This window comes from Salipiger sp. PrR003, from assembly GCF_010500785.1.
GTDB classification, from domain to species: domain Bacteria; phylum Pseudomonadota; class Alphaproteobacteria; order Rhodobacterales; family Rhodobacteraceae; genus Salipiger; species Salipiger pacificus_A.
Genome location: NZ_JAAGOV010000045.1, coordinates 48,138 through 66,525, shown reverse-complemented (window position 1 = coordinate 66,525; position 18,388 = coordinate 48,138). Strand labels below are relative to the sequence as shown.

Annotated in this window: 19 protein-coding genes and 1 pseudogene; 6 read left to right on the top strand and 14 right to left on the bottom strand. The window is 66.8% G+C overall.

The window, feature by feature from the left end; translation table 11 throughout:
- The first annotated feature begins 22 nt into the window (after nt 1-22).
- Together G0D83_RS32785 and G0D83_RS16760 are read left to right on the top strand one after the other, a co-directional pair.
- Nucleotides 23-238 carry a hypothetical protein gene (locus tag G0D83_RS32785; protein ID WP_199672162.1) on the top strand — a complete coding sequence of 72 codons (216 nt, stop codon included), beginning with the start codon at nt 23-25 and terminating at the stop codon, nt 236-238.
- Nucleotides 132-587, top strand: a pseudogene (locus G0D83_RS16760) (IS5 family transposase); the annotation flags it as partial. The gene G0D83_RS32785 and the pseudogene G0D83_RS16760, both read left to right, overlap by 107 nt.
- Before the next feature lie 39 nt (nt 588-626).
- On the opposite strand, the gene G0D83_RS16755 reads toward G0D83_RS16760, so the two are convergent.
- A complete protein-coding gene (locus tag G0D83_RS16755; RefSeq protein ID WP_089849690.1) occupies nt 627-1,124 on the bottom strand; it encodes a hypothetical protein in 498 nt (165 codons plus the stop codon).
- 91 nt (nt 1,125-1,215) lie between these two features.
- Here G0D83_RS16755 and G0D83_RS16750 point away from each other — a divergent pair, with 91 nt between their 5' ends.
- Together G0D83_RS16750 and G0D83_RS16745 are read left to right on the top strand one after the other, a co-directional pair.
- A complete protein-coding gene (locus G0D83_RS16750) occupies nt 1,216-2,043 on the top strand; it encodes an IclR family transcriptional regulator (protein WP_089849687.1) in 828 nt (275 codons plus the stop codon).
- Nucleotides 2,044-2,053: 10 nt separating this feature from the next.
- The gene (locus tag G0D83_RS16745; protein ID WP_018065867.1) at nt 2,054-2,677 is read left to right on the top strand and encodes an isochorismatase family protein; all 624 of its coding nucleotides are present in this window, start codon (nt 2,054-2,056) and stop codon (nt 2,675-2,677) included.
- 36 nt (nt 2,678-2,713) lie between these two features.
- On the opposite strand, the gene G0D83_RS16740 is transcribed toward G0D83_RS16745, so the two are convergent.
- From G0D83_RS16740 to G0D83_RS16710, 7 genes are all read right to left on the bottom strand, one after another.
- Nucleotides 2,714-3,235, bottom strand: coding sequence for a MarR family winged helix-turn-helix transcriptional regulator (locus tag G0D83_RS16740; protein WP_089849685.1), 522 nt, complete (start codon nt 3,233-3,235; stop codon nt 2,714-2,716).
- 171 nt (nt 3,236-3,406) lie between these two features.
- Nucleotides 3,407-5,167: a thiamine pyrophosphate-binding protein gene (locus G0D83_RS16735; protein WP_018065869.1), complete on the bottom strand. Its 1,761-nt coding sequence runs from the start codon at nt 5,165-5,167 to the stop codon at nt 3,407-3,409.
- 35 nt (nt 5,168-5,202) lie between these two features.
- Entirely contained in the window at nt 5,203-6,132 is a 930-nt protein-coding gene (locus G0D83_RS16730; RefSeq protein ID WP_018065870.1) for a DMT family transporter, read from the bottom strand.
- A 22-nt stretch (nt 6,133-6,154) separates the two neighbouring features.
- The gene (locus G0D83_RS16725) at nt 6,155-6,598 is read right to left on the bottom strand and encodes a hypothetical protein (RefSeq protein ID WP_018065871.1); all 444 of its coding nucleotides are present in this window, start codon (nt 6,596-6,598) and stop codon (nt 6,155-6,157) included.
- Nucleotides 6,599-6,611: 13 nt separating this feature from the next.
- Entirely contained in the window at nt 6,612-7,604 is a 993-nt protein-coding gene (locus tag G0D83_RS16720) for an ABC transporter substrate-binding protein (RefSeq protein WP_018065872.1), read from the bottom strand.
- 11 nt (nt 7,605-7,615) lie between these two features.
- Nucleotides 7,616-8,800 carry a Gfo/Idh/MocA family protein gene (locus tag G0D83_RS16715; RefSeq protein WP_210162262.1) on the bottom strand — a complete coding sequence of 395 codons (1,185 nt, stop codon included), beginning with the start codon at nt 8,798-8,800 and terminating at the stop codon, nt 7,616-7,618.
- Complete coding sequence (locus G0D83_RS16710; protein WP_018065874.1) at nt 8,790-9,731, bottom strand: PDR/VanB family oxidoreductase; 942 nt, start codon at nt 9,729-9,731, stop codon at nt 8,790-8,792. The genes G0D83_RS16715 and G0D83_RS16710 overlap by 11 nt, the downstream gene beginning before the upstream one ends.
- Nucleotides 9,732-9,843: 112 nt before the next feature.
- Here G0D83_RS16710 and G0D83_RS16705 point away from each other — a divergent pair, with 112 nt between their 5' ends.
- Nucleotides 9,844-11,121 (top strand): Rieske 2Fe-2S domain-containing protein, encoded by a 1,278-nt coding sequence (locus G0D83_RS16705; RefSeq protein WP_018065875.1) that lies wholly within the window; start codon nt 9,844-9,846, stop codon nt 11,119-11,121.
- 100 nt (nt 11,122-11,221) lie between these two features.
- Here the strand turns inward: G0D83_RS16705 and G0D83_RS16700 are convergent, their stop codons facing one another.
- Entirely contained in the window at nt 11,222-12,013 is a 792-nt protein-coding gene (locus tag G0D83_RS16700; protein ID WP_089849683.1) for a helix-turn-helix domain-containing protein, read from the bottom strand.
- Between the two features lie 339 nt (nt 12,014-12,352).
- On the opposite strand from G0D83_RS16700, the gene G0D83_RS16695 reads away from it, so the two are divergent.
- Nucleotides 12,353-13,339 carry a 3-hydroxyacyl-CoA dehydrogenase family protein gene (locus tag G0D83_RS16695; RefSeq protein ID WP_089849681.1) on the top strand — a complete coding sequence of 329 codons (987 nt, stop codon included), beginning with the start codon at nt 12,353-12,355 and terminating at the stop codon, nt 13,337-13,339.
- Between the two features lie 61 nt (nt 13,340-13,400).
- Here the strand turns inward: G0D83_RS16695 and G0D83_RS16690 are convergent, their stop codons facing one another.
- From G0D83_RS16690 to G0D83_RS16670, 5 genes are all read right to left on the bottom strand, one after another.
- A complete protein-coding gene (locus tag G0D83_RS16690) occupies nt 13,401-14,861 on the bottom strand; it encodes an aldehyde dehydrogenase family protein (RefSeq protein ID WP_089849679.1) in 1,461 nt (486 codons plus the stop codon).
- A 56-nt stretch (nt 14,862-14,917) separates the two neighbouring features.
- Nucleotides 14,918-16,228 carry a TRAP transporter large permease subunit gene (locus G0D83_RS16685; RefSeq protein WP_089849677.1) on the bottom strand — a complete coding sequence of 437 codons (1,311 nt, stop codon included), beginning with the start codon at nt 16,226-16,228 and terminating at the stop codon, nt 14,918-14,920.
- The gene (locus G0D83_RS16680) at nt 16,221-16,730 is read right to left on the bottom strand and encodes a TRAP transporter small permease (RefSeq protein WP_018065880.1); all 510 of its coding nucleotides are present in this window, start codon (nt 16,728-16,730) and stop codon (nt 16,221-16,223) included. Before G0D83_RS16680 ends, G0D83_RS16685 begins: the two co-directional genes overlap by 8 nt.
- A 114-nt stretch (nt 16,731-16,844) precedes the next feature.
- Nucleotides 16,845-17,846, bottom strand: a complete 1,002-nt coding sequence (gene dctP, locus G0D83_RS16675; protein ID WP_018065881.1) for a TRAP transporter substrate-binding protein DctP — start codon at nt 17,844-17,846, stop codon at nt 16,845-16,847.
- A gap of 189 nt (nt 17,847-18,035) precedes the next feature.
- A complete protein-coding gene (locus G0D83_RS16670) occupies nt 18,036-18,311 on the bottom strand; it encodes a hypothetical protein (RefSeq protein ID WP_089849675.1) in 276 nt (91 codons plus the stop codon).
- Nucleotides 18,312-18,388: the final 77 nt, after the last annotated feature.

Below are 18,388 nucleotides of genomic sequence, written 5' to 3'. Positions count from 1 at the left end.
CCGCTGAAGAGGTGGCTGCTCAATGCTCGACCTACTGCACGAGCTCGAGGTGTTCCCGACCGTGATCGGTCTCAAGCGGATCGACCCGGCCGTCAACATGCGGCGCTTCTACCGAATGAGCGTCCAGAGCGATCCGGGCGGTCGAGGTCATCTCAAGCAATGTCGGCGACGCCCCGATGCTGCCGAACCTTCTCGCCCAGATCTCGGCGAACGAGGACATCGCCACTGTCTCGGCTGACGGTGCCTGCGCCACACGCGCCTGCCACGATGCCATTGCGGCCCGTGGAGCAACAGCGATCATTCCACCCCGTCGAAACGCCCGGCCTTGGAAGCCGGACACGGCAGGAGCTCGCGCACGCAACGAGATCCTGCGAGCATCGAAGCACCTGGGCCGGGCACTCTGGCGGAACTGGAGCGGGTACCGCCGGCGCAGCAGGGTCGAGACGAGAATGAACTGCGTGAAGCTGCTCGGCCAGCGGCTGATGTCCCGGGAATTCGACCGCCAGGTGGCGGAGGTCCAGATCCGGGTGGCGGTCCTCAACCGCTTCACGGCACTCGGCATCCCGATGACCGTGGCCGCAGGGTAAGTGTGCCCGGGGAAAGGGGGATTGCGCTCGCCAGCTGATTTATCCAACAGCGCCCGACGGATAGGCCAGAACGCCCAGCACGCGCGCGTCGTTGCGCTCGGCGAAATGCGCGTCGAGAACCGGCGCCCAGGCTTCGGACACGGCGCGGGCGCTGGCCAAGTCGGGGGCGATGCCGGCCAGGTCGATGGCTTCGCTCATCGGGTCGTCGGCAGCCAGGTAGCTCAGGATCGGCGTCGCTGCATCAGCCACGCCTTGCTGCAGCAGGCGCAACAGCTCGGTGCCGTTGAGGCCGGCCTCGTTGAACGCGTTGAACGGGCGCACGTCGGCGGTGATGAGCCCGTCGGATTCCTCGGCCAGGGTCTGGGTCCAGAACGGCATCTCCCGCTCGGCATAGAGGGGCATGAAGCTGGCCGAGCCGATGATGTTGAGATGCCCTTCGATCAGCTCCTGCGCCAGCGCGGGGCCGGTGAAGGCACCTGCGAACAGCACGGACGAAAGCGCGGTGGTGATAAGGGGCTTTCCGGTATGGCGGATCATATTGACCTCCCTTGTTCTATATTGTAGAAAGCTTGTACCGTAATTTGCGACTAATTTTTCACATTTCTTTCCGTCAAGTAAGGCGTGCGGCATGACCGACGAAAGCCCCGATCTGCCCAACAATAAGGCAGGTCTCGACAAGTCCTTCTCGAAGGGGCTGATCCTGTTGCGGCACCTAGCAACCTGCGAGGCGCCGGCGGGCATCAGCGACCTGTCGGCGGCTCTCGGCATGACCAAGAGCAACGTGCACCGCCTGTTGCAAACCCTTGCGGCGTATGGATTCGTCCACAAGAACACCAAGTCCCGCTACAGCCCTTCGCTGCGCTACTGGGAGATGGGCTACGAGGTATGGCTGCACTCGCGCGCAGGACAACTTGCGCTGAATGACGCGGACGGGCTCGCGCTCAAGGCGAACTGCCTCGTGCACATCACTTTGGCAGCCGAGGAACGCCAGGAACTGACCCTCTATGATCGGATCGGTACGCCGATCGCCCATCCCATGCGCAGGCTTTGGCCCACGGGCACCCGCGTGCCGATCTGGCGAATCATCTACGGCTGGTCCGATTTCGTGGCCTTCCAGATCGCCTATATCGCCGCCAAGCCCGAGGTCGAGCTGACCTCGCGCCGCGATGAGATCAGCCGCCACCTGGAAGACAGCGGCCTGACCTACGAGGGTCTGGCCGAGCGCGTCACCGCCGCCCGCGACCTGGGTTACGCCGAGAACCTCGGCAGCGGGCTGGAGAACATCGAGGGCACTGCCTGCGCCTTCCGCGACGAGACCGGCGCGCCGGTGGGCGTGCTCAGCACGATCTACGACCGCGACGGCAGCCGCGACGGCCGGCGCGAGGATACCGGGCGGCTCAACCGCCTCTATGCCCATTCCATATCCCGATCCCTGGGCTTCCGGGATCCAAACTGAGAGAAACTTCATGGACGAACAAGCCTTCAAGGCCCGTGGCTTCGGGCAGACCATCGGTTTCGGCCGCCGCTCGGCGCTGGTGGTGATCGATGTCATCAAGGGTTTCACCAATCCCGACCTGCCGCTGGGCGCGGACCTGTCGTCGCAGATCGTGGCGATCAACGCACTGATCGCCGATTTCGCGGCCCGCCGCGAGCCGGTGTTCTTTACCACCGTGCGCTACGACGAGCCGGATCTGTCGGACGCCGGGATCTGGCCGCTGAAACAGGGCGGATTGAAGACGCTGGCCGCCAGCGGCGACGGGGCCGAGCTGGACCCGAGGCTGAGCCTCGCGGCCGGAGAACGCACGCTGGTGAAGAAATACGCCTCGTCCTTCTTCGGCACCGATCTGTCGAGCCGCCTGGTAGCCGAGGGTGTCGACACGCTGGTGATCACCGGCTGCACGACCTCGGGCTGCGTGCGCGCGACGGCGGTGGACTCGCTGCAGAACGGCTTCCGTCCGATCGTGGTGCGCGAGGCGGTGGGCGACCGCAGCCAGCCCGCACATGAGCAGAGCCTGCTGGACCTGCAGGCAAAATATGCCGACGTGGTCTCGCTCGACGCGGCGCTGATGCGCGAGATGGCGGGCGCCTGAACGGCGCCCTGCCCCACCAACCCGCCTGCGCCCCGGTCAGAAGCTCGACCGGGTCGCGGGCACCTTGATCCCCTGCTCGGCGGCGGCGTTCTCATCCGCCTCGAGATTGGTGATGATCGCCAGGAGACCCTTGCGCAGCACGCGCACCTCGTCCTCCTCCAGCCCCTTCAGCGAAATCAGGTTGACGTCATGCGCCATCGGCTCCAGCCGGTCGCGCAATTCCCAGCCCTTGGGCGTCAGGAAGATCTGCAAAGTCCGCTTGTTGCCGTCCATCTTCTGCCGCGTGATCACGCCCTGCTTCTCCAGCTTGGTCAGCGCGGCGTGCGCGGTGGGTTCGGTCAGATGCGCGCGCTGGCTCAGCTCGCGCTGCGACAACCCGTCATTGTACCAAAGGATGCGCAGGAAGATCCATTGGCCGAAGGTGATCCCCTCGTCCTGAAGGCGCATCTGCAGCGAGCGGTTGAAAGCCCTGGCGGCGAGACGAACGAGACGCGCGAGGCGTTCTTCGGTCAGCTTGGGATCGAAGTCTTCATGCCCCGAGGGCGCGGTTTCATCCATGTGGAACGGTCTCAATCGGCCAGAAACGAAAGCCCCGTCGCCAGCGCGATGCCGGCGACGGGTCGCTTCCATTTGTGCTGATTTCCCGTGCAGGACACAAGGGTTAGATGTCTTTTCAACCGTTTCGTGTCACCCGTTGCCCATCCACGACGCCCCGCATAGCCATTCTGTTCAGCCGTCCTGTTCCGCGGTCATGCCTTCGGCCATCTCCTTGACGTAGCCGCGCAGGATGCGGGCGTCGATCACCACCGACTTGCCCGCGCGCACCTGCGCCACGGCATCGGCCAGCGCGGCCTCGAAGGCGGCCACCGTCGCGACCGGGCCGATGCCCACCGCGCCCTGCGCCCGCGCGAGGCCGGCGATGTCGATATCCGGCTCGTCGATCGCCTGGCCGATATGCTTGTTCTCGACCGGGCGGTCGCGGTCGCGGGCGACGCGTTCCTGGTGGATCTCGTCGTTGAAGAACGAGCGGTTGTTGGCCACCACGATCAGCATCGGCACGCTCTGATGCGTCCCGGTCCACAGCGCGGTCGCGCCCATGATGAAATCGCCGTCGCCCAAAACCGCGACCGGCATGCGGCCCGTGTCCTTCAGTGCCAGCGCCGCGCCCACGACCATGCCGGGGCCCGAGCTGATGCCTGCGCCGCCGTCATAGCCCAGATAATCGAGCGGCCCGGTGAAATCGCAATGGCGACCGTCCCAACCCAGGGGCAGACGCACCAGCGTGTGCGGATCCTCGGCCAGCCCCGCGCGCAGCACATGCGAGAGCGCGTCGAGCGACAGCACGGCATCGGGCTCCTGCCCGTGCGGCGCGGGTGCCGTGCGGGGCGCGGGTGCGGCGGGTTCCAGCCCCAGCCGTTCGCACAGCGCCGCGACCAGCGCATCGGCCTCGGTCAGGATGGTGAGATCGCTCGCCACCACGTCCTGATGATCCATCGACCAGCCGTTCGTCAGCATCGGCTCGAGCGTGGCGTTGACCACCTTGGCCCCGGCGCCCAGCTTGCCCTGCGCCAGCGTGCCGGCCGGGTCCACCCAATCGAGGCACAGCACCAGATCCGCGCCCGACAGCGCCTCGACCGATTCAGCCGACAGGAAGAACCCGGGCGCGCCCGCGTGCAGTTTGTGGCGCGTCGGGAAGGCGGCGCCGGTCTTGATGTCGGTGATGACGCGGGCGCCGAAATACTCGGCCAGCGCCACGCGCCGCGCCCAGTCCCCTTCATCGCGCGAGACGCGGCCCATCAGGATCACCGGCGATTGCGCCTCGGCCAGCATGTCGGCCAGGGCCGAGACCTGCGCGGCACTCGCACCCGGGGCCTGAGGGGCTGCGAAACGCGCGGGATCGGGCAGCGCGGGCATGGCTTCGATGGCGGTTTCCTGCACCGTCACGTCGAAGCAGACATAGGTGGGCGCCATCGGGGCCGAGGTGGTAATCTGCATCGCCCGCATCAGCGACGACAGCGAGGCGGCCAGCGACGCCGGTTGATCATCCCATTTCACATAGGGCCGCACCACCGCCGCCTGATCGCGCGAGGTATGCAGCCAGTCGATCCAGGGCCGACGCTTGGCCGCGTCGACCGGGCCGGTCGCGCCGAGGATCAGCATCGGCACGCGGTCGCACCAGGCGTTGTAGATGGCCATCGCGGCGTGCATCAGGCCCACATTCGCGTGCAGCACCACGGTCATCGGCTTGCCGGTGATCTTGGCCCAGCCATGGGCGATGGAAACCGCGTGTTCCTCATGCAGGCACAGCAGCATGTGCGGATCCTGGTTGCCGAGGTAGTTGACCATGCTGTCATGAAGGCCCCGGAAGCTCGAGCCGGGGTTGAGCGCGACGTAGGGCGTGTCGAGCCGGCGCAGCATCTCGGCGATGGCGTCGCTGCCGTAGAGCGTCTTCACCTCGCAGGGTGTGGGGCGGTCGGTTTCCCTGGTCATCTGTCTCTCTCCCGTTTCGGAATTCTTGTGTTATTTCAGGTGCGCACCAGCGCCAGCACGATCACGCCTGCCATCGCCATCAGCGAAGCCAGCGCGAAGATCGGGCCGGGGCGATCCTCGGTGCGCAGGACCCAGGCGGCCAGCCAGGCCGCGAGGAACATCTCGATCGTGCCGATGATCGCCACGGCGGTGACGGTGGTGAAACTGAGCGCCACGAATTGCGCGGTCTGGCCCAGCGATACGAAGGCGGCCGCCACCAGCTGCCAGCCGGTCGGGCGGCGGAACAGTTCGCTCAGGTGGCGGCGATAGGCGGCGCTGAACAGGGCTGCGACGGCGAACCACACGAAGGCGGCTACCGCGCCAATGAAGGCGCCGATCAGCGGATCGGGCAGCCAGCGCATGGCGAACTTGCGCGCCACGTAGGATCCGCCATAGCTCGCCGCCGACATCAGCGCCAGGACACGGCCGGTGTTGCGCTCGCCGGCCGCTCGCCGGGCGTCCTCGTCATCGGCGACGATCTGGCCCCTGTTCGACAACACCACCAGCGCCACGGCGGCGAAGACCAGCACGAAGGCCAGCGCGCTGGCGATGGTCAGGCTCTCGCCCAGGAACAGGATCGCCAGCACGGCGGCGAACACCGGGATCAGCCGGCGGATGAGCCCGGTCTCGATGGCGCCGGCCAGCTCGATGGAGCGGAAGAAGAAGATCCGCCCCAGCACCGTGGCCAGCATGCCGGCGACGACGAAGATCGCCACGCCGATCCAGAAGCCTGTGTCAATCGGCGGCAGCGACGGCCCCATGATCAGCCACAACCCGCCCGAGAACAGCGCCGTCAACACGATCGACAGCAGCACGGCATTGCCCCGCCCGCCCTTTTCGCGCGCGTTCTTGGTCGCGGCGACCGAGCCGAAGGCATAGCAAAAGGCGGCGAGGATGGCGAAGATCTCGCCGATAAAGGGGATCATGGGGACCTGTCGTGTTTCGTGCTCAGGCCGGGGCCTGCAATTCCTGCAGCAACCTGGCTGAGGACATCACCTCGCGCAGCGGCAGGCTGTCCTGGATCGCGTCCAGCTCGACCGAATAGCTCAGCCCTTGCCCGTCCCAGAACCACCAATAGACAATCTCGCCCTGCTTGTCGCGGATCGGCATGCGGAAGGTGGGGAACTTGCGCTCGTCCTCGGGCAGCGCGGCGCTGCCCGCCTTTTCATGCGCCAGCCCCAGCCGGTCCAGCGCCTGTTCCAGCGGGATCATCGCCGTCAGGCGCGGAGCCTGCGCGACATGCGCCTCCAGATCGGAGGGGCGGCTGTCGCTCAGCCCCCGGAACAGGCGCACGACGGGCGGGTAGCTTTCGTGCTCATGGGTCAGCTGGGCATAGGCGAGGCCCTGCTCCAGCCGGATCTCGACGATATCGCCGGGTTGGTAACGGCTCATGGGGCCTCCTTGCTCACAGGCTGTAGGCTTCGAGGGTCGAGGGGTGGAACAGCTCGTCGACCTGCACCCGGCGCGGCGAGAGGCCCTGCGCGAAATGGTAGTCGAGGAATTTGTCGAGCACATGCGCATTGGCGCCGACGCCATAGCTCCAGGGATCGGGGCCCATCAGCGCGCGGGCACGGTTCAGCGTGTCCTCGACGAAGGGCATCGTCACCTTGGTGGCCGAGGTGTCGTTCAAGGCCTCTTCGGCCAGCTTCTTCGACTCCGAGAACGCCTTGAGCAGCGCTGCGGGCAGAAAGGGGTATTCCTCGACCAAGGTCCGGCGCACGCCCAGAACGTGCATCACCGGGAAGATGCGGGTCTGGCGGAAATACTCCTCGGCCGCGCCGATGCTGTCGCGGAACAGGCGGCCGACATGGGGATGGCCCTCGGCAAAGCAGCGCGGCCAGCGCGGGCCGATGAAGCCGTCGATCTCGCCCGCCGCCAGCATGCCGTTCAGCGTGGCACCCTCGGGCGCCTGCTCGATGGTGATGTCGTCGGGCAGCGTCAGCGCGATCTTTTCCGGGCGGCCCGGCGTGTCCATGCCGCCGCGCACCCAGGTCACGTCCGAGGGTTTCACGCCGAAATGCTCTTCCAGGATGCCGCGCACCCAGACGTTGGCCGACAGCTGGTACTCGGCGATGCCGATGCGCTTGCCCTTCAGATCCTCGGGCCGGTCGATGCCGCGGTCGGTGCGGATATAGACCGAGGTATGACGGAACGCGCGGCTCAGGAACACCGGGATCGCGACGTAATGCGGGTTCCCGCGCGCGACCGAGATCGAATAGGACGACAGCGACAGCTCCGAGATGTCGAAGGCCTCGTGCCGGAAGGCGCGGAAGAACATCTCTTCGGGCGACAGCAGCATCGGCACGGGATCGACGCCGTCGATCTTGACCCGGCCGTCGACGATGGCCCGCGTGCGGTCGTAATTCCCCATGGCGAGGGAGAGTTTCAGATCGGACACGTGTTCCTCCTTTACGTGATGCCGCATTGGCGCTGCAGATCCACCGGCTGGCCCGAGGCCGCCGATTCCAGGATCGCGTGACAGATTTCGAGGCTCGCGCGGCCCCAGGCGCCGGTCTGGGCGGGCGCGCGATCCTCGCGCACGGCGCCGACCAGCGCGTCGATGACAGGTCCGCGCGGGGCGGGGCCGAAGGGCACCTCGACGAAGCGGCGCTCGATGTCGCCGAAGACATCCAGCCCGGCAGGCGTCAGCCGCAGGTCGGCGCGGTCGCACAGCGCGATCACCGGGCCGAAATGCTCGTTGTTTTCCGCCTCGATAAGCCCGGCCCCGCTGCCGTAGGTGCGGGTCTGCTTGAGCGCGGCTTCGGCCTCGGCGTCGAGCCCCTGCAAGGCGCGACGCGCCTTGCCATAGGCGGCGGGGTCCTTGCGCTGGCCCAGCTCGCCCACATTATCCATCCAGACGTCGCTGTCGAAATGCGCGTAGCCGGAATAGGTCAGGCTGGCGAAGGATCCATTGGCAAAGGCGATGAGCGCGCTGAACGCGCCTTCCGTCGGGCGCGCGGGATCCCAGGCGCCGGTCATCGCGGTGACTCGGGTGGCAAGGCCACCGGCCAGCCGGCGCACCACGTCGATCTGGTGGATCGCCTGGCTGAACAGGATGCCGCCGCCCTCTTCGGTGCGCAGTTCCTCGGGGCGCCGGGGGCGGTAGAGGAAATCGGTGTAGTTGAACGCCTGGATCATCCGCAGGGATCCCACCTCACCGCTCTCGATCAGGCGCGCCGCGGCCTCGACTGGCGGGTCGAAGCTGTGGCTGGGGCCTACGATCAGATGCTTGCTCGAGGCCTCGGCGGCCGCGACCATGCGGTCGGCATCCGCCATCGAGATGGCGATCGGCTTGTCGACCAGCACATGCTTGCCGGCGGCCAGCGCGGTGCAGACGTGGTCGGCGTGCATCTGGTGCGGCGTGGCGATATAGACCGCCTCCACCTCAGGATCGGCGCAAAGCGGCACGATGTCGTCATAGGTCCGACCGCCGAACTCGGCCTCGAACGCCGCGCGGCTTTCGGCGCGGGGGGCGGCGGCGGCGACCAGTTTCACGCGCGGATCGGCGGTGAAGGTCGGGATCATCAGCATGAAGCCGCGACCCAGCCCGACGACGCCTAGCCTGACGGGCATTTGCGCGGGCTCAGAGGTCAAGGACCAGCCTCCCGCCCGAACAGGCGCGCGAGACGCAGATCATGATCTTGTCGGCCTTTTCCTCGTCCATCAGCACCATGTCGCGGTGATCGGCCTCGCCCTCCAGGAGTCGCGTCTTGCAGGTGCCGCAGGTGCCGCTCTCGCACGAGCTGACGGTCGGGAACCCGGCATCGCGCATAGCCTCGAGGATCGAACGGTCGGCGGGCACGGTCAGCGTGATGCCGGTCTTCTTCAGCTCGACCTCGAAGGCCTCGTCATCGGCGCGCACAACGTCGACGGGCTTGAAATCCTCGAAGTTGACGCGGCCTTCCGGCCAATGGCCCGAGATCGCCTCGATCTCGTCCATCAGGGGCTTTGGCCCGCAGCAATAGACATTCAGCTTCTGCGGCTCGGCAAAATGGTCCCAGAAATCGTAGATCTTCTCGGGGTCGCCCTCGTCGTGATGGGCCAGGACACGGTCGCCGTAAGCGGTGGTCAGGTCTTCCAGGTAGGCCGCCTCTTCCGCGCTGCGGCTGAGGTAGATGATGTTGAAATCCTTGCCTTCGCGCTCAAGATGCGCGGCCATGGCCGAGATCGGCGTGACCCCGATGCCGCCCGCGATAAGCAGGTAGCGCGGCGCGTCGGCCATGGGGAAGTCGTTTTCCGGCGCCTCGACGTTCAGCTCGAACCCCTCGACCGCCTCGTCATGCATCGAGGCCGAGCCGCCCCGGCTGGCCGGCTCGCGCTTCACGGCGATCTTGTAATGGTCCGGCGCGGTGCCGTCGTTGACCAGCGAATAGCGCCGCATTGCCCCCGAGGGCGTCTCGACCGTGACATGCGCGCCGGGCGTGAATCCGGGCAGCGCGCCCTCTTCCATCGGAACCAGCGTGAATTCGGTGATCTGCGGGGTCAGCGCGCGTCTTGCACCGACGCGCATCCTGATGAGCTCCATTCGCCCCTCCCAAAAAACGTGTATCTGCCCTTGCTCGTTTAGATAGCTAAGTATATGTTGTCAAGCATTCGAGATTGGCCTTCACGGGCCCGGGCCGCAGGAGGAGTACGAGATGCTGACCCCCGAAGAGAACGAAGTCCTGACCCGCGTGACGGGTGACGCGCCGATGGCGAAACTGATGCGTCAGCACTGGACGCCGGTCTGCCTGATGGAAGAAGTGGCGGAGAACGACGGCAAGCCGCTGCGCGTCGAAGTGCTTGGCGAATCCTACGTCGCGTTCCGTGATACCAAGGGCCGTCTCGGCATGCTCGACGAGCTCTGCCCGCACCGCAAAGCCTCGCTGGTCTACGGTCGCAACGAGGATTGCGGCCTGCGCTGCCTGTACCACGGATGGAAGATGGATGTGGACGGCAACGTCGTCGCCATGTCGTCCGAGCCCGAGGGAAGCCCGCTGATGGACAAGGTCAAGGCCCGTTCCTACCCGGTGCGCGAATGGGGCGGTTTCGTCTGGGCGTGGCTCGGCGACAAGACCGACATGCCGGAGTTCCAGCCCCCCGCCTTCGCCCCAACCGAAGACACCCCGGTCGCCATCCTGAAGATCCGTGTCCCCGCCAACTGGGCGCAGATCCACGAAGGACAGATCGACAGCGCGCATTCCTCGTCGCTGCATTCATCAACGATGAAACCGGCCCGCGTGGAAAGTGCCGCAGCCGATGACAAATCGTGGTACCGCCCGTCGACCGACAAATCGCCGCGCATGCAGACCGAGACCACCAGCTACGGCTTCCACTACGCAGCGATCCGCAAGCCGATCAAGAACGCAGCAACGCATCATTACCTGCGCATCACCGAGTTCGTGGCGCCATACTACTCGCTGATCCCGCCCAACAACGCCTACAAGGTCGCCAGCGTCATCGTGCCGATCAACGACGACGAGACTGCGTTCCACTTCCTCGCCTTCGGCGGCCCGAAAGTGCCCTCGACCGAGGAATGGCGCGCCTTCAACCACGCTGTTCCGGGCAAGGACCTGGATGAGAAGTGGCGCACGCTTCGGACGCTGGACAACGACTTCAAGCAGGACCGCGAGCTGATGAAGGAAGGCCACTTCACCGGCGTTCCGGGCATCCCGAACGAGGACATCATCATGTGGGTGTCGATGGGCAGCCGCGTGCAGCGCCATACCGACGTGCTGGGCGCCTCGGACCTCGCCATCGTCGAGTTCCGCCGACTGATGACCGACGCCGCGCAGAAGGTGGCCGAGGGCGGCCCGGCGATCGGCACCGCGAGCTTCGCGCTGCAGTCGCGCATCGCCTCGCACGAGGGGGTCTATCCCAAGGATGTCGACTGGCGCACGCTGGTCGCCCATGACCCGGCCGAAGCGGCCGAGTGACGCGCTGGCGCTTTCCTCCCAAGGCGCACGCAGGGAAGGCCCGCACGAGCAATCGTGCGGGCCTTTTTTCATGGTCTTGTTCAGAGTTGCGCGCGCCTCTTCAGACGGTTTCGAGGCGCGCCGCCAGCTCCGCCGACGTCCGGCGCAGCAGCTCGGAGAGTTCATCCGCGCGGCGTGATATGCGCTCCGTCGGCCCATGAATCCCGATGCCCAGCGGGCGTGCGTGCCCCGGCGGCACCGGGATCAGCGTCGACATCATAGACGCATCCCAATGCACCGTGCGGTGCGTCGGAATGTCCAGCAGGTCGCGCGCGTGCAGGATCGACACGTCGGTATCACGATTGGCGTCGAGCACCGCCTCGAAGGCCGCCTGGGGGTAGTCGCGCGGCGAGATCAGCCCCTCGGCCACGGTGCGACGGTAGATCTGCAGCGCCACCGGCCGCGGCGCGCGCGCCAGCATCAGCCAGCCGGTGCCGTTCTGCACCATCAGCCGCCGGTCGCCCGCGCGGATATGGGTGTTGCGCCCCTCCTGCCGGTGCAGCGAGGTGACGTAATCGACATGCAGGTCGGCGGGCGCGGCCAGCACCACCGGCTCGCCCGCAGCCTCGCGCAGACGGCACAGGGCATCGAACAGCACGGTCTGCTCATAATCGTCGACCTGCATCCAGCCCGTCAACGTCTGCAGCCGGGGCGCGGGGAGATAGGCATGGGTCGCGGGATCGAGCGTCATGTAACCCATGTCCAGCATGGTACGCAAAAGCGCGGTCAGGCTGGAAACCGGATAGCCGAGCGCGGCGCCCAGTTCGTGCAGCCGGGCAGGCTGTCGGTGACTGGCGAAGAACTCGAGGATCTCAAACACCCGCGCAGCGGATTTCACCTTGTCTGCGGTCATCTCCCCTGCCCTTCCGATTCACACGGCTCGGCGACCCGTACCGGCCCGCTCCGCCCTGTCACAATCTAGGCGAATCGGGGCGCTGCGGAAAGGGTTCGCGACGCGGCCCCGGCGGATGTCCCGCAGCCGGCGCGCGGGCCTTCGGGCAGAATTCACATCCTCGAAATATCCGCCATGCGGGGCGGTTCGCGTTGACCGGGGGCCCGATTTCGCAAGGCTGTCGGCAAGGGAGACGGCAGGATGCGCGCGCGATTGCGCAGTGGCACGGCCCTCCCCGTTCATCCCTTTCGGCAGGCGGCGGGCACGCCCCGACCGCGCCCTGACACCAGACGAGGTTCCATGCCCGACACCGCCCCCTCCATCCCCCTCCCGCCGTCGTCCGGCACGATCTGCGTCGTCGGCGCGGGCTTCATGGGCTGCGTGATCGCCACGCTCTATGCCCACCACGGCCATGATGTCGCGCTGTGCGACATGAATACCGAGTTGCTGGCCAGCTTTGCCGAGCGCGCGCGCCCGATCGCCGCGACCTTCGCAGACGACTCGGCCGCCGTCGACGCGATGCTGGCACGCGTGCGCACCGAGCCCTCGCTGGCCGAGGCCGTGAAGGGCGCCTTCATGGTGCATGAGGCGGTGCAGGAGAAGCTCGAGACCAAGCAGGCGCTGTTCGCCGAGTTGGACGCGCTCTGCCCGTCGGAGGTGGTTCTGGCCACCAACACCTCGTCGCTGTTGCTGTCGGACATCGGCGCCAGGGTGAACGGCAAGGAGCGGATACTGGGCCTGCACTATATCACGCCCGGGCACATCATCCGCTCGATCGAGGTGATCCACGCCGATTTCACCCCGGCGTCGCTGGTGGAATGGGGCCGGGCCTTCGTCGAATCCATCGATCACGTGGGCGTCGCCTGCGGTGAGCGGCCGGGCTTCCTGATCAACAAGATCCAGTTCGCCATGCTGACCGAGATCTATCGCCTGATGGACGAGGGCATCGCCAGCCGCGACGATATCGACGCGGCCGTGCGGCTGAGCATCGGGCCGCGCCTCGCGCTGTGGGGGCCGCTGCTGACCGAAGATCTGATCGTGTCGAAGGCGACGGCGCTGGCGGTCACGGACTCGCTGTACCACCAGACCGGGGACGAGAACTACAAGGGCCGCAAGGCGCTGCGCGACCTGGCCGAGGCCGGGCACATGGGCGCGATCACCGGACGCGGCTGGTACGAGTACGACGCGCCCTATGCCGAGATCGTCGAGGAGCGCGACCGCCAGCTGACAGACCTCCTGGACTGGCTGCGGGAGCGCGACCCGGTGGGCCGGCTGGCGCCCCGCTGAGACACGAAAAAGGGGGCGGATGATCCGCCCCCTTTCCTTTTCCCACAGTCCGGATAAAGGCTTACTGGCCGCCCAGGTTGATGTGGATGTTCTTCTCCTGCGTGAACGAGATCAGCTCGCCGATCCCCTCCTCGCGCCCCAAGCCCGACTGCTTGTAGCCGCCGAAGGGCGCACCCAGGAAGTGCCGCCCGACCTCGTTGATCCAGACGAAGCCGGCCTCCGCGCGGGCCGCCGCGCGATGCGCCGTGGCCAGGTCCTTCGACCAGATCGAGCAGGTCAGGCCCACGTCGAGGCCGTTCACCTCGTCCATCATCGCCCCCTCTTCCGACCAGCGGCGCAGCACCAGAACCGGGCCGAAGATCTCTTCCCGGGCGACGCGCATGTCGGGCGTGACATCGGCAAAGATCGTCGGTTCGACGAAGCAGCCGTCCGCCATCGCGCCCTCGGTCACCGCGTTGCCGCCGGTGACGACGCGCGCGCCCTCTGCCTTGCCCGAGGCGATGTAGCCCATCACCCGGTCGAAATGCTCGCGCCCGACCAGCGCGCCCATCGTCGTCGCGGGATCGGTCGGCATGCCCGGCTTGAAGCGCGACACATCCGCCTCCAGCCGCTCGACGACCGCGTCGTGCAGGTCGTCATGCAGGAAGGCGCGGCTGGTCGAGCCGCAGCTCTGCCCGCACCAGCTGAAGTTCATGCCCGCGACGATGGCGTTGGCCACCTTGTCGGGGTCGCTGTCCGGATAGGCGATCAGGGCGTTCTTGCCGCCCAGTTCCAGCAGCACCGGCTTCAGCGTGTCGCTGGCCGCGCGCATCACCGCGCGCCCGGCCCCCACCGAACCGATCAGCGTGACCTTGTCGATACCCTTGTGCGAGGCCAGCGCCGCGCCCGCCTCCGTCCCGCCGGGGAGCACGGTGAAGACACCCTTGGGCAGCAGGCCGTCGATCAGCTCGGCCAGCCTCAGCGCCGAGAGCGGCGCCTGCACCGGAGGCTTGATGATGACCGCGTTGCCCGCAGCCAGCGGTGCGCCCATCTTGCCGCCGCAGAACATCAGCGGGTGGTTGAACGCCAGGATCCGCGCCACCACGCCCAACGGCTCGCGCAGGGTCATGTTGATGCGCTCGGGGCCCATCGGGATGGTGTCGCCCTTCATCTCGGTGACGAGGCCGGCAAAGAATTCCATCTGCGCCGCGGCGACGCCCGCGTCGCCGCGCATTTCGGTATAGGGGTTGCCGCAATTGGCGGAATCCAGCAGCGCCAGCTCGTCGCCGTGCTTGCGGATGATGGCGGCGATCTCCTTGAGCACGCGCGCGCGCTCCAGGGGCGCCACGTCGCGCCATTCGCGGAACCCCGCGCGGGCGCTTGCCACGGCCGCGTCGACATCCGCCTCGCCCGCCGTGGCCACCTGGGCCAGCACCTTGCCGGTTGCCGGGTCGAAGGTCGGATCGGTGCGCCCGGATTGCGGCGCGTGCCAAGCATTGCCGTAGTAGAGGCCCAGGTTGTCGGGCAGGATCGGTTCGAGCATGGAGCCCTCCTTGTCTTGCAGGGGGCGGGCGACCGGGGCCGCCGCGCCGAGGGTTGTCACAGCATCGACGGCAGCAGCGTCGTCAGCCCGGGAACCAGCGCCAGCACGATCATGCCCAGCAGGTACAGCAGCACGAAGGGCCAGGCCGAGGAGAAGACCTTGCCGAGGCTGGCATCCTCCCACGCGCTTTTCAGCGCGAACAGCGTGTAGCCGAAGGGCGGGGTCATGCCCCCCACGGTGATGTTCACCAAGAACAGCAGCCAGAACCAGATCGGATCGAATTGCAGCTCCTCGATGATCGGCAGGTAGATCGGGATGACGATCAGCATCAGCGCGATCTGGTCGATGAACATGCACAGCACGAAGGGCAGCAGCATCAGCAGGATCAGCATCACCCAGCGTGACTGTTCCAGCCCCACGACCCATTCGGTCATCGCCGAGGCGCCGCCGGTAAAGGCCAGCAGCTGGCTGAACAGCTTCGAGCTGGCCATGATGAACAGGATCATCGCCGCCACCTTGGCCGAGGAGACCAGCGACTCGCCGATCATCTTCAGGGACAGGTTGCGATAGATCGCGGCGGTGATGAGCGAGCCGATGACCCCCATCGCGCCCGCCTCGGTCGGCGTGGCGATCCCGGCCAGGATCAGACCCATCACCATCAGGATGATGATCGAGAACGGCACCACCCGCAGCAGCGCCCAGCCCTTGTCGGCCAGCGTGGCACGGGTGCCGTCGTCGGGCTCGTCGGGCGCCAGCGAGGGGTTGAGCCAGACCCGGATGAAGCAATAGCCCAGGAAGATGCCCGCGAACATCAGCCCCGGGATGATCCCCGCGATCAGCAGCCCGGCGATCGACACGCCGGCCAGCGTGCCAATGATGATGACCAGGACGCTAGGCGGGATCAGCGGCGCCAGGCTGGCGCCGGCCAGGATCGTGCCGGCCGACAGCCGCGCGTCGTACCCGCGCGCGATCATACCCGGCAGCAGCGAGCGGCCCAGCATGGCCGCCACGCCCATCGCAGCACCCGACAGGGTGCTGAACACCGTGGCCAGCAGGATCGACAGCACGTACTGGCGCCCCTTCACCCGACCGACCAGCGTGTCGATGGACCGGAACAGCACCTCGACCGAGTTCGAGCGGAACAGGATCTCGCCCATCAGGATGAACAGCGGGATGGTGACCAGCGATTGCGTGGTCGTCGTCTCGTAGAGCGAGTTGACGAACATGCCGTAGCCCATCGGTCCCATGATGACCGCGACGGCCAGCAGGTTGACCAGCAGGAAGGCCGCGAAGACGGGCAGGCCTACGGCCATGAAGCCCAGAAGCAGCCCCACGCCGGTCGCGACGGCGGCGATACCTTCAACCATGGGTCACCTCGGGTTGGGAGTCGGTCTCGGAAAGCGCCTGGCCGAAGGCGAGGCGCAGAAAATACAGGCCGGAATTGGCCACGCCATAGGTGATGAAGGCCACCAGGATCCATTTCGGAATGCGCACGGTGGTCAGGGTCGCCGTCCCGCGCGAGGCCAGGTGCTGCACCTCGCCGATGCAAAGCCAGGCAGCCCAGAGACAGGTCGCCGCCGCCACCAGGAAGCCCGCGCGCAGGATCACCTGGCGCAGCCGGCCGACCAGGTCGGGCAGGATAGTCACGGCCACGTGCCCGCCTTCGCGGGTCAGCCAGGGCGCGGTGCTGAACACCGTGATCAGCAGCAGGAAGGAAACGAAATCGCTCGCCCAGAGGGTCGGCGCGCCGAAGGCATAGCGCGAGACGACCTCGAAGGCGTAGATGAGCACGATGGCTGCCAGCGCACCGACGCCGATGAAGAACATCAGCCGGGTCAGCACGTCCTGAAGCGTCAGGATCGGTCGCATGGAGGGAAGCTCCTGGAACGGAAAGGCCGAAGAGAATGGGCCGAGAAGGACGACCGGGGGACGGAAAGACGCGCGGCACCAAGCGGCCGCGCGTCGGAAGGGGCCGGGCCCCGATCAGCCGTCGAGATCGGCTTCGGTTGCCAGACGGCGAATTTCCTCGATCGCCTCGCCCGATTGCGTGGCCGCGAGGTCCATCACGCCCGAGAACCAGGCCGAGCTGAGCGTGCCCGCCAGTTCCTCGGACAGCTCGGTCACGCTCATGCCCTCTGCTTCCAGGGCGGCGCTCTCTTCGGCGACTAGCGTGTCGAACAGGCCATTGGCCTCGATCTCGAACTCGCGCGCGGCGGTCTCGATCTCGGCCCGGGTTTCCTCGGACAGGTCGTTCCAGGTGTCAAGGTTCATCAACACCAGATGGCCGACCTGGCCGAAGGTCGGGCGCATCATGTAGTCGGCGACCTCGAACCAGCGGTAGGACAGAGCGCCGATGGTCGGCCAGGCCGCACCGTCGATCACACCGCGTTCCAGCGCCGGGTAGATCTCGCCGCCCGGCAGCACCACGGGCGAGCCACCCAGCACGTTGATCGCCGGGTGGTAGATCGGCGTGCCGCGCACGCGACGTCCTTCGAGGCCGTTCTCGCCGACCGGCTCGTTCAGCATGATGTGGTAGCCATTCAGGTCGTAAAGCACAGCGATCAGCTTCAACCCCTGCTCCTGGTAATCGGCATCCACCGCGTCCCAAATTCCGGCTTCGCGCAAGGCCTCGGTATCGCCCGACAGGCCGTCCAGCGCCATTCCCACCGAAGTCTGGTTGAAGTGATAGGCACCATTGGTGAACAGCAGGTCGAACAGGCCGCGCGACACCGGGTCGAACTGCTCGAACGGGGGCACGGTCTCGGGGCCCATGACGTTGACGCCGAAGCCCTCGGTTACGGCTTCGTCGAGCGTCTCGATGAACGACGTCAGCACGTCGACCGCAACATAGCTGGAATCCCAGCCCGACAGCAGGCGGAAGTCGCGTGCCTCGGCGGCACCAGTCAGGCCCAGCGTCGCGGCCGACAGCGCCGAAGCGCCCGCAAGGGCACGCAGTTTGTTGGTGAATGTGGTGGATGAAGTCATGTCGCTCGCTCCTCCCGTAGCGTTCCGACTGCGCCGCCCCTGGGCGGACAGTCTGGTCTGGATTGGCTGCTCAACCTAAAGGGTAAGCTATCTAAGCTTATTTGGCGGAGAGCACCTTGTCTTGATTGCCGGCGGGATCATTGCGACATTTCACATATATGAAATCGTACCGCCCTGCCCGTTCCGGCTTCAGCGCGCAGCCAGCCAGCGCCCCAACTTCCTGTTCAGGAATGGCAGGATCAGCCCGACATTCAATCCGGTCAGCAGCAGCGCCACGATGAACAGCGAGACCGCCATTGGCATGCCCTGGGTGAAGGGCCGCGTGGCCAGCACCAGGACGATAAGCGCGGGATAGACGGCCAGCATGCTGACCGCCCAGCGCTTCCAGAACTTCGGTTGTTGCGGCGGCACGGCGGAGGGGCTCTGCGTCGTGAGTCGCTCTGCGGTCTGGGTCGGATGGGTCACGTCGGTCTCTCTTGCAAAAGGACGCGCGGCCCGGAGGGGTCCGGGCCGCGCGATCTGTTAGGCTGCGCCAGGGTGGC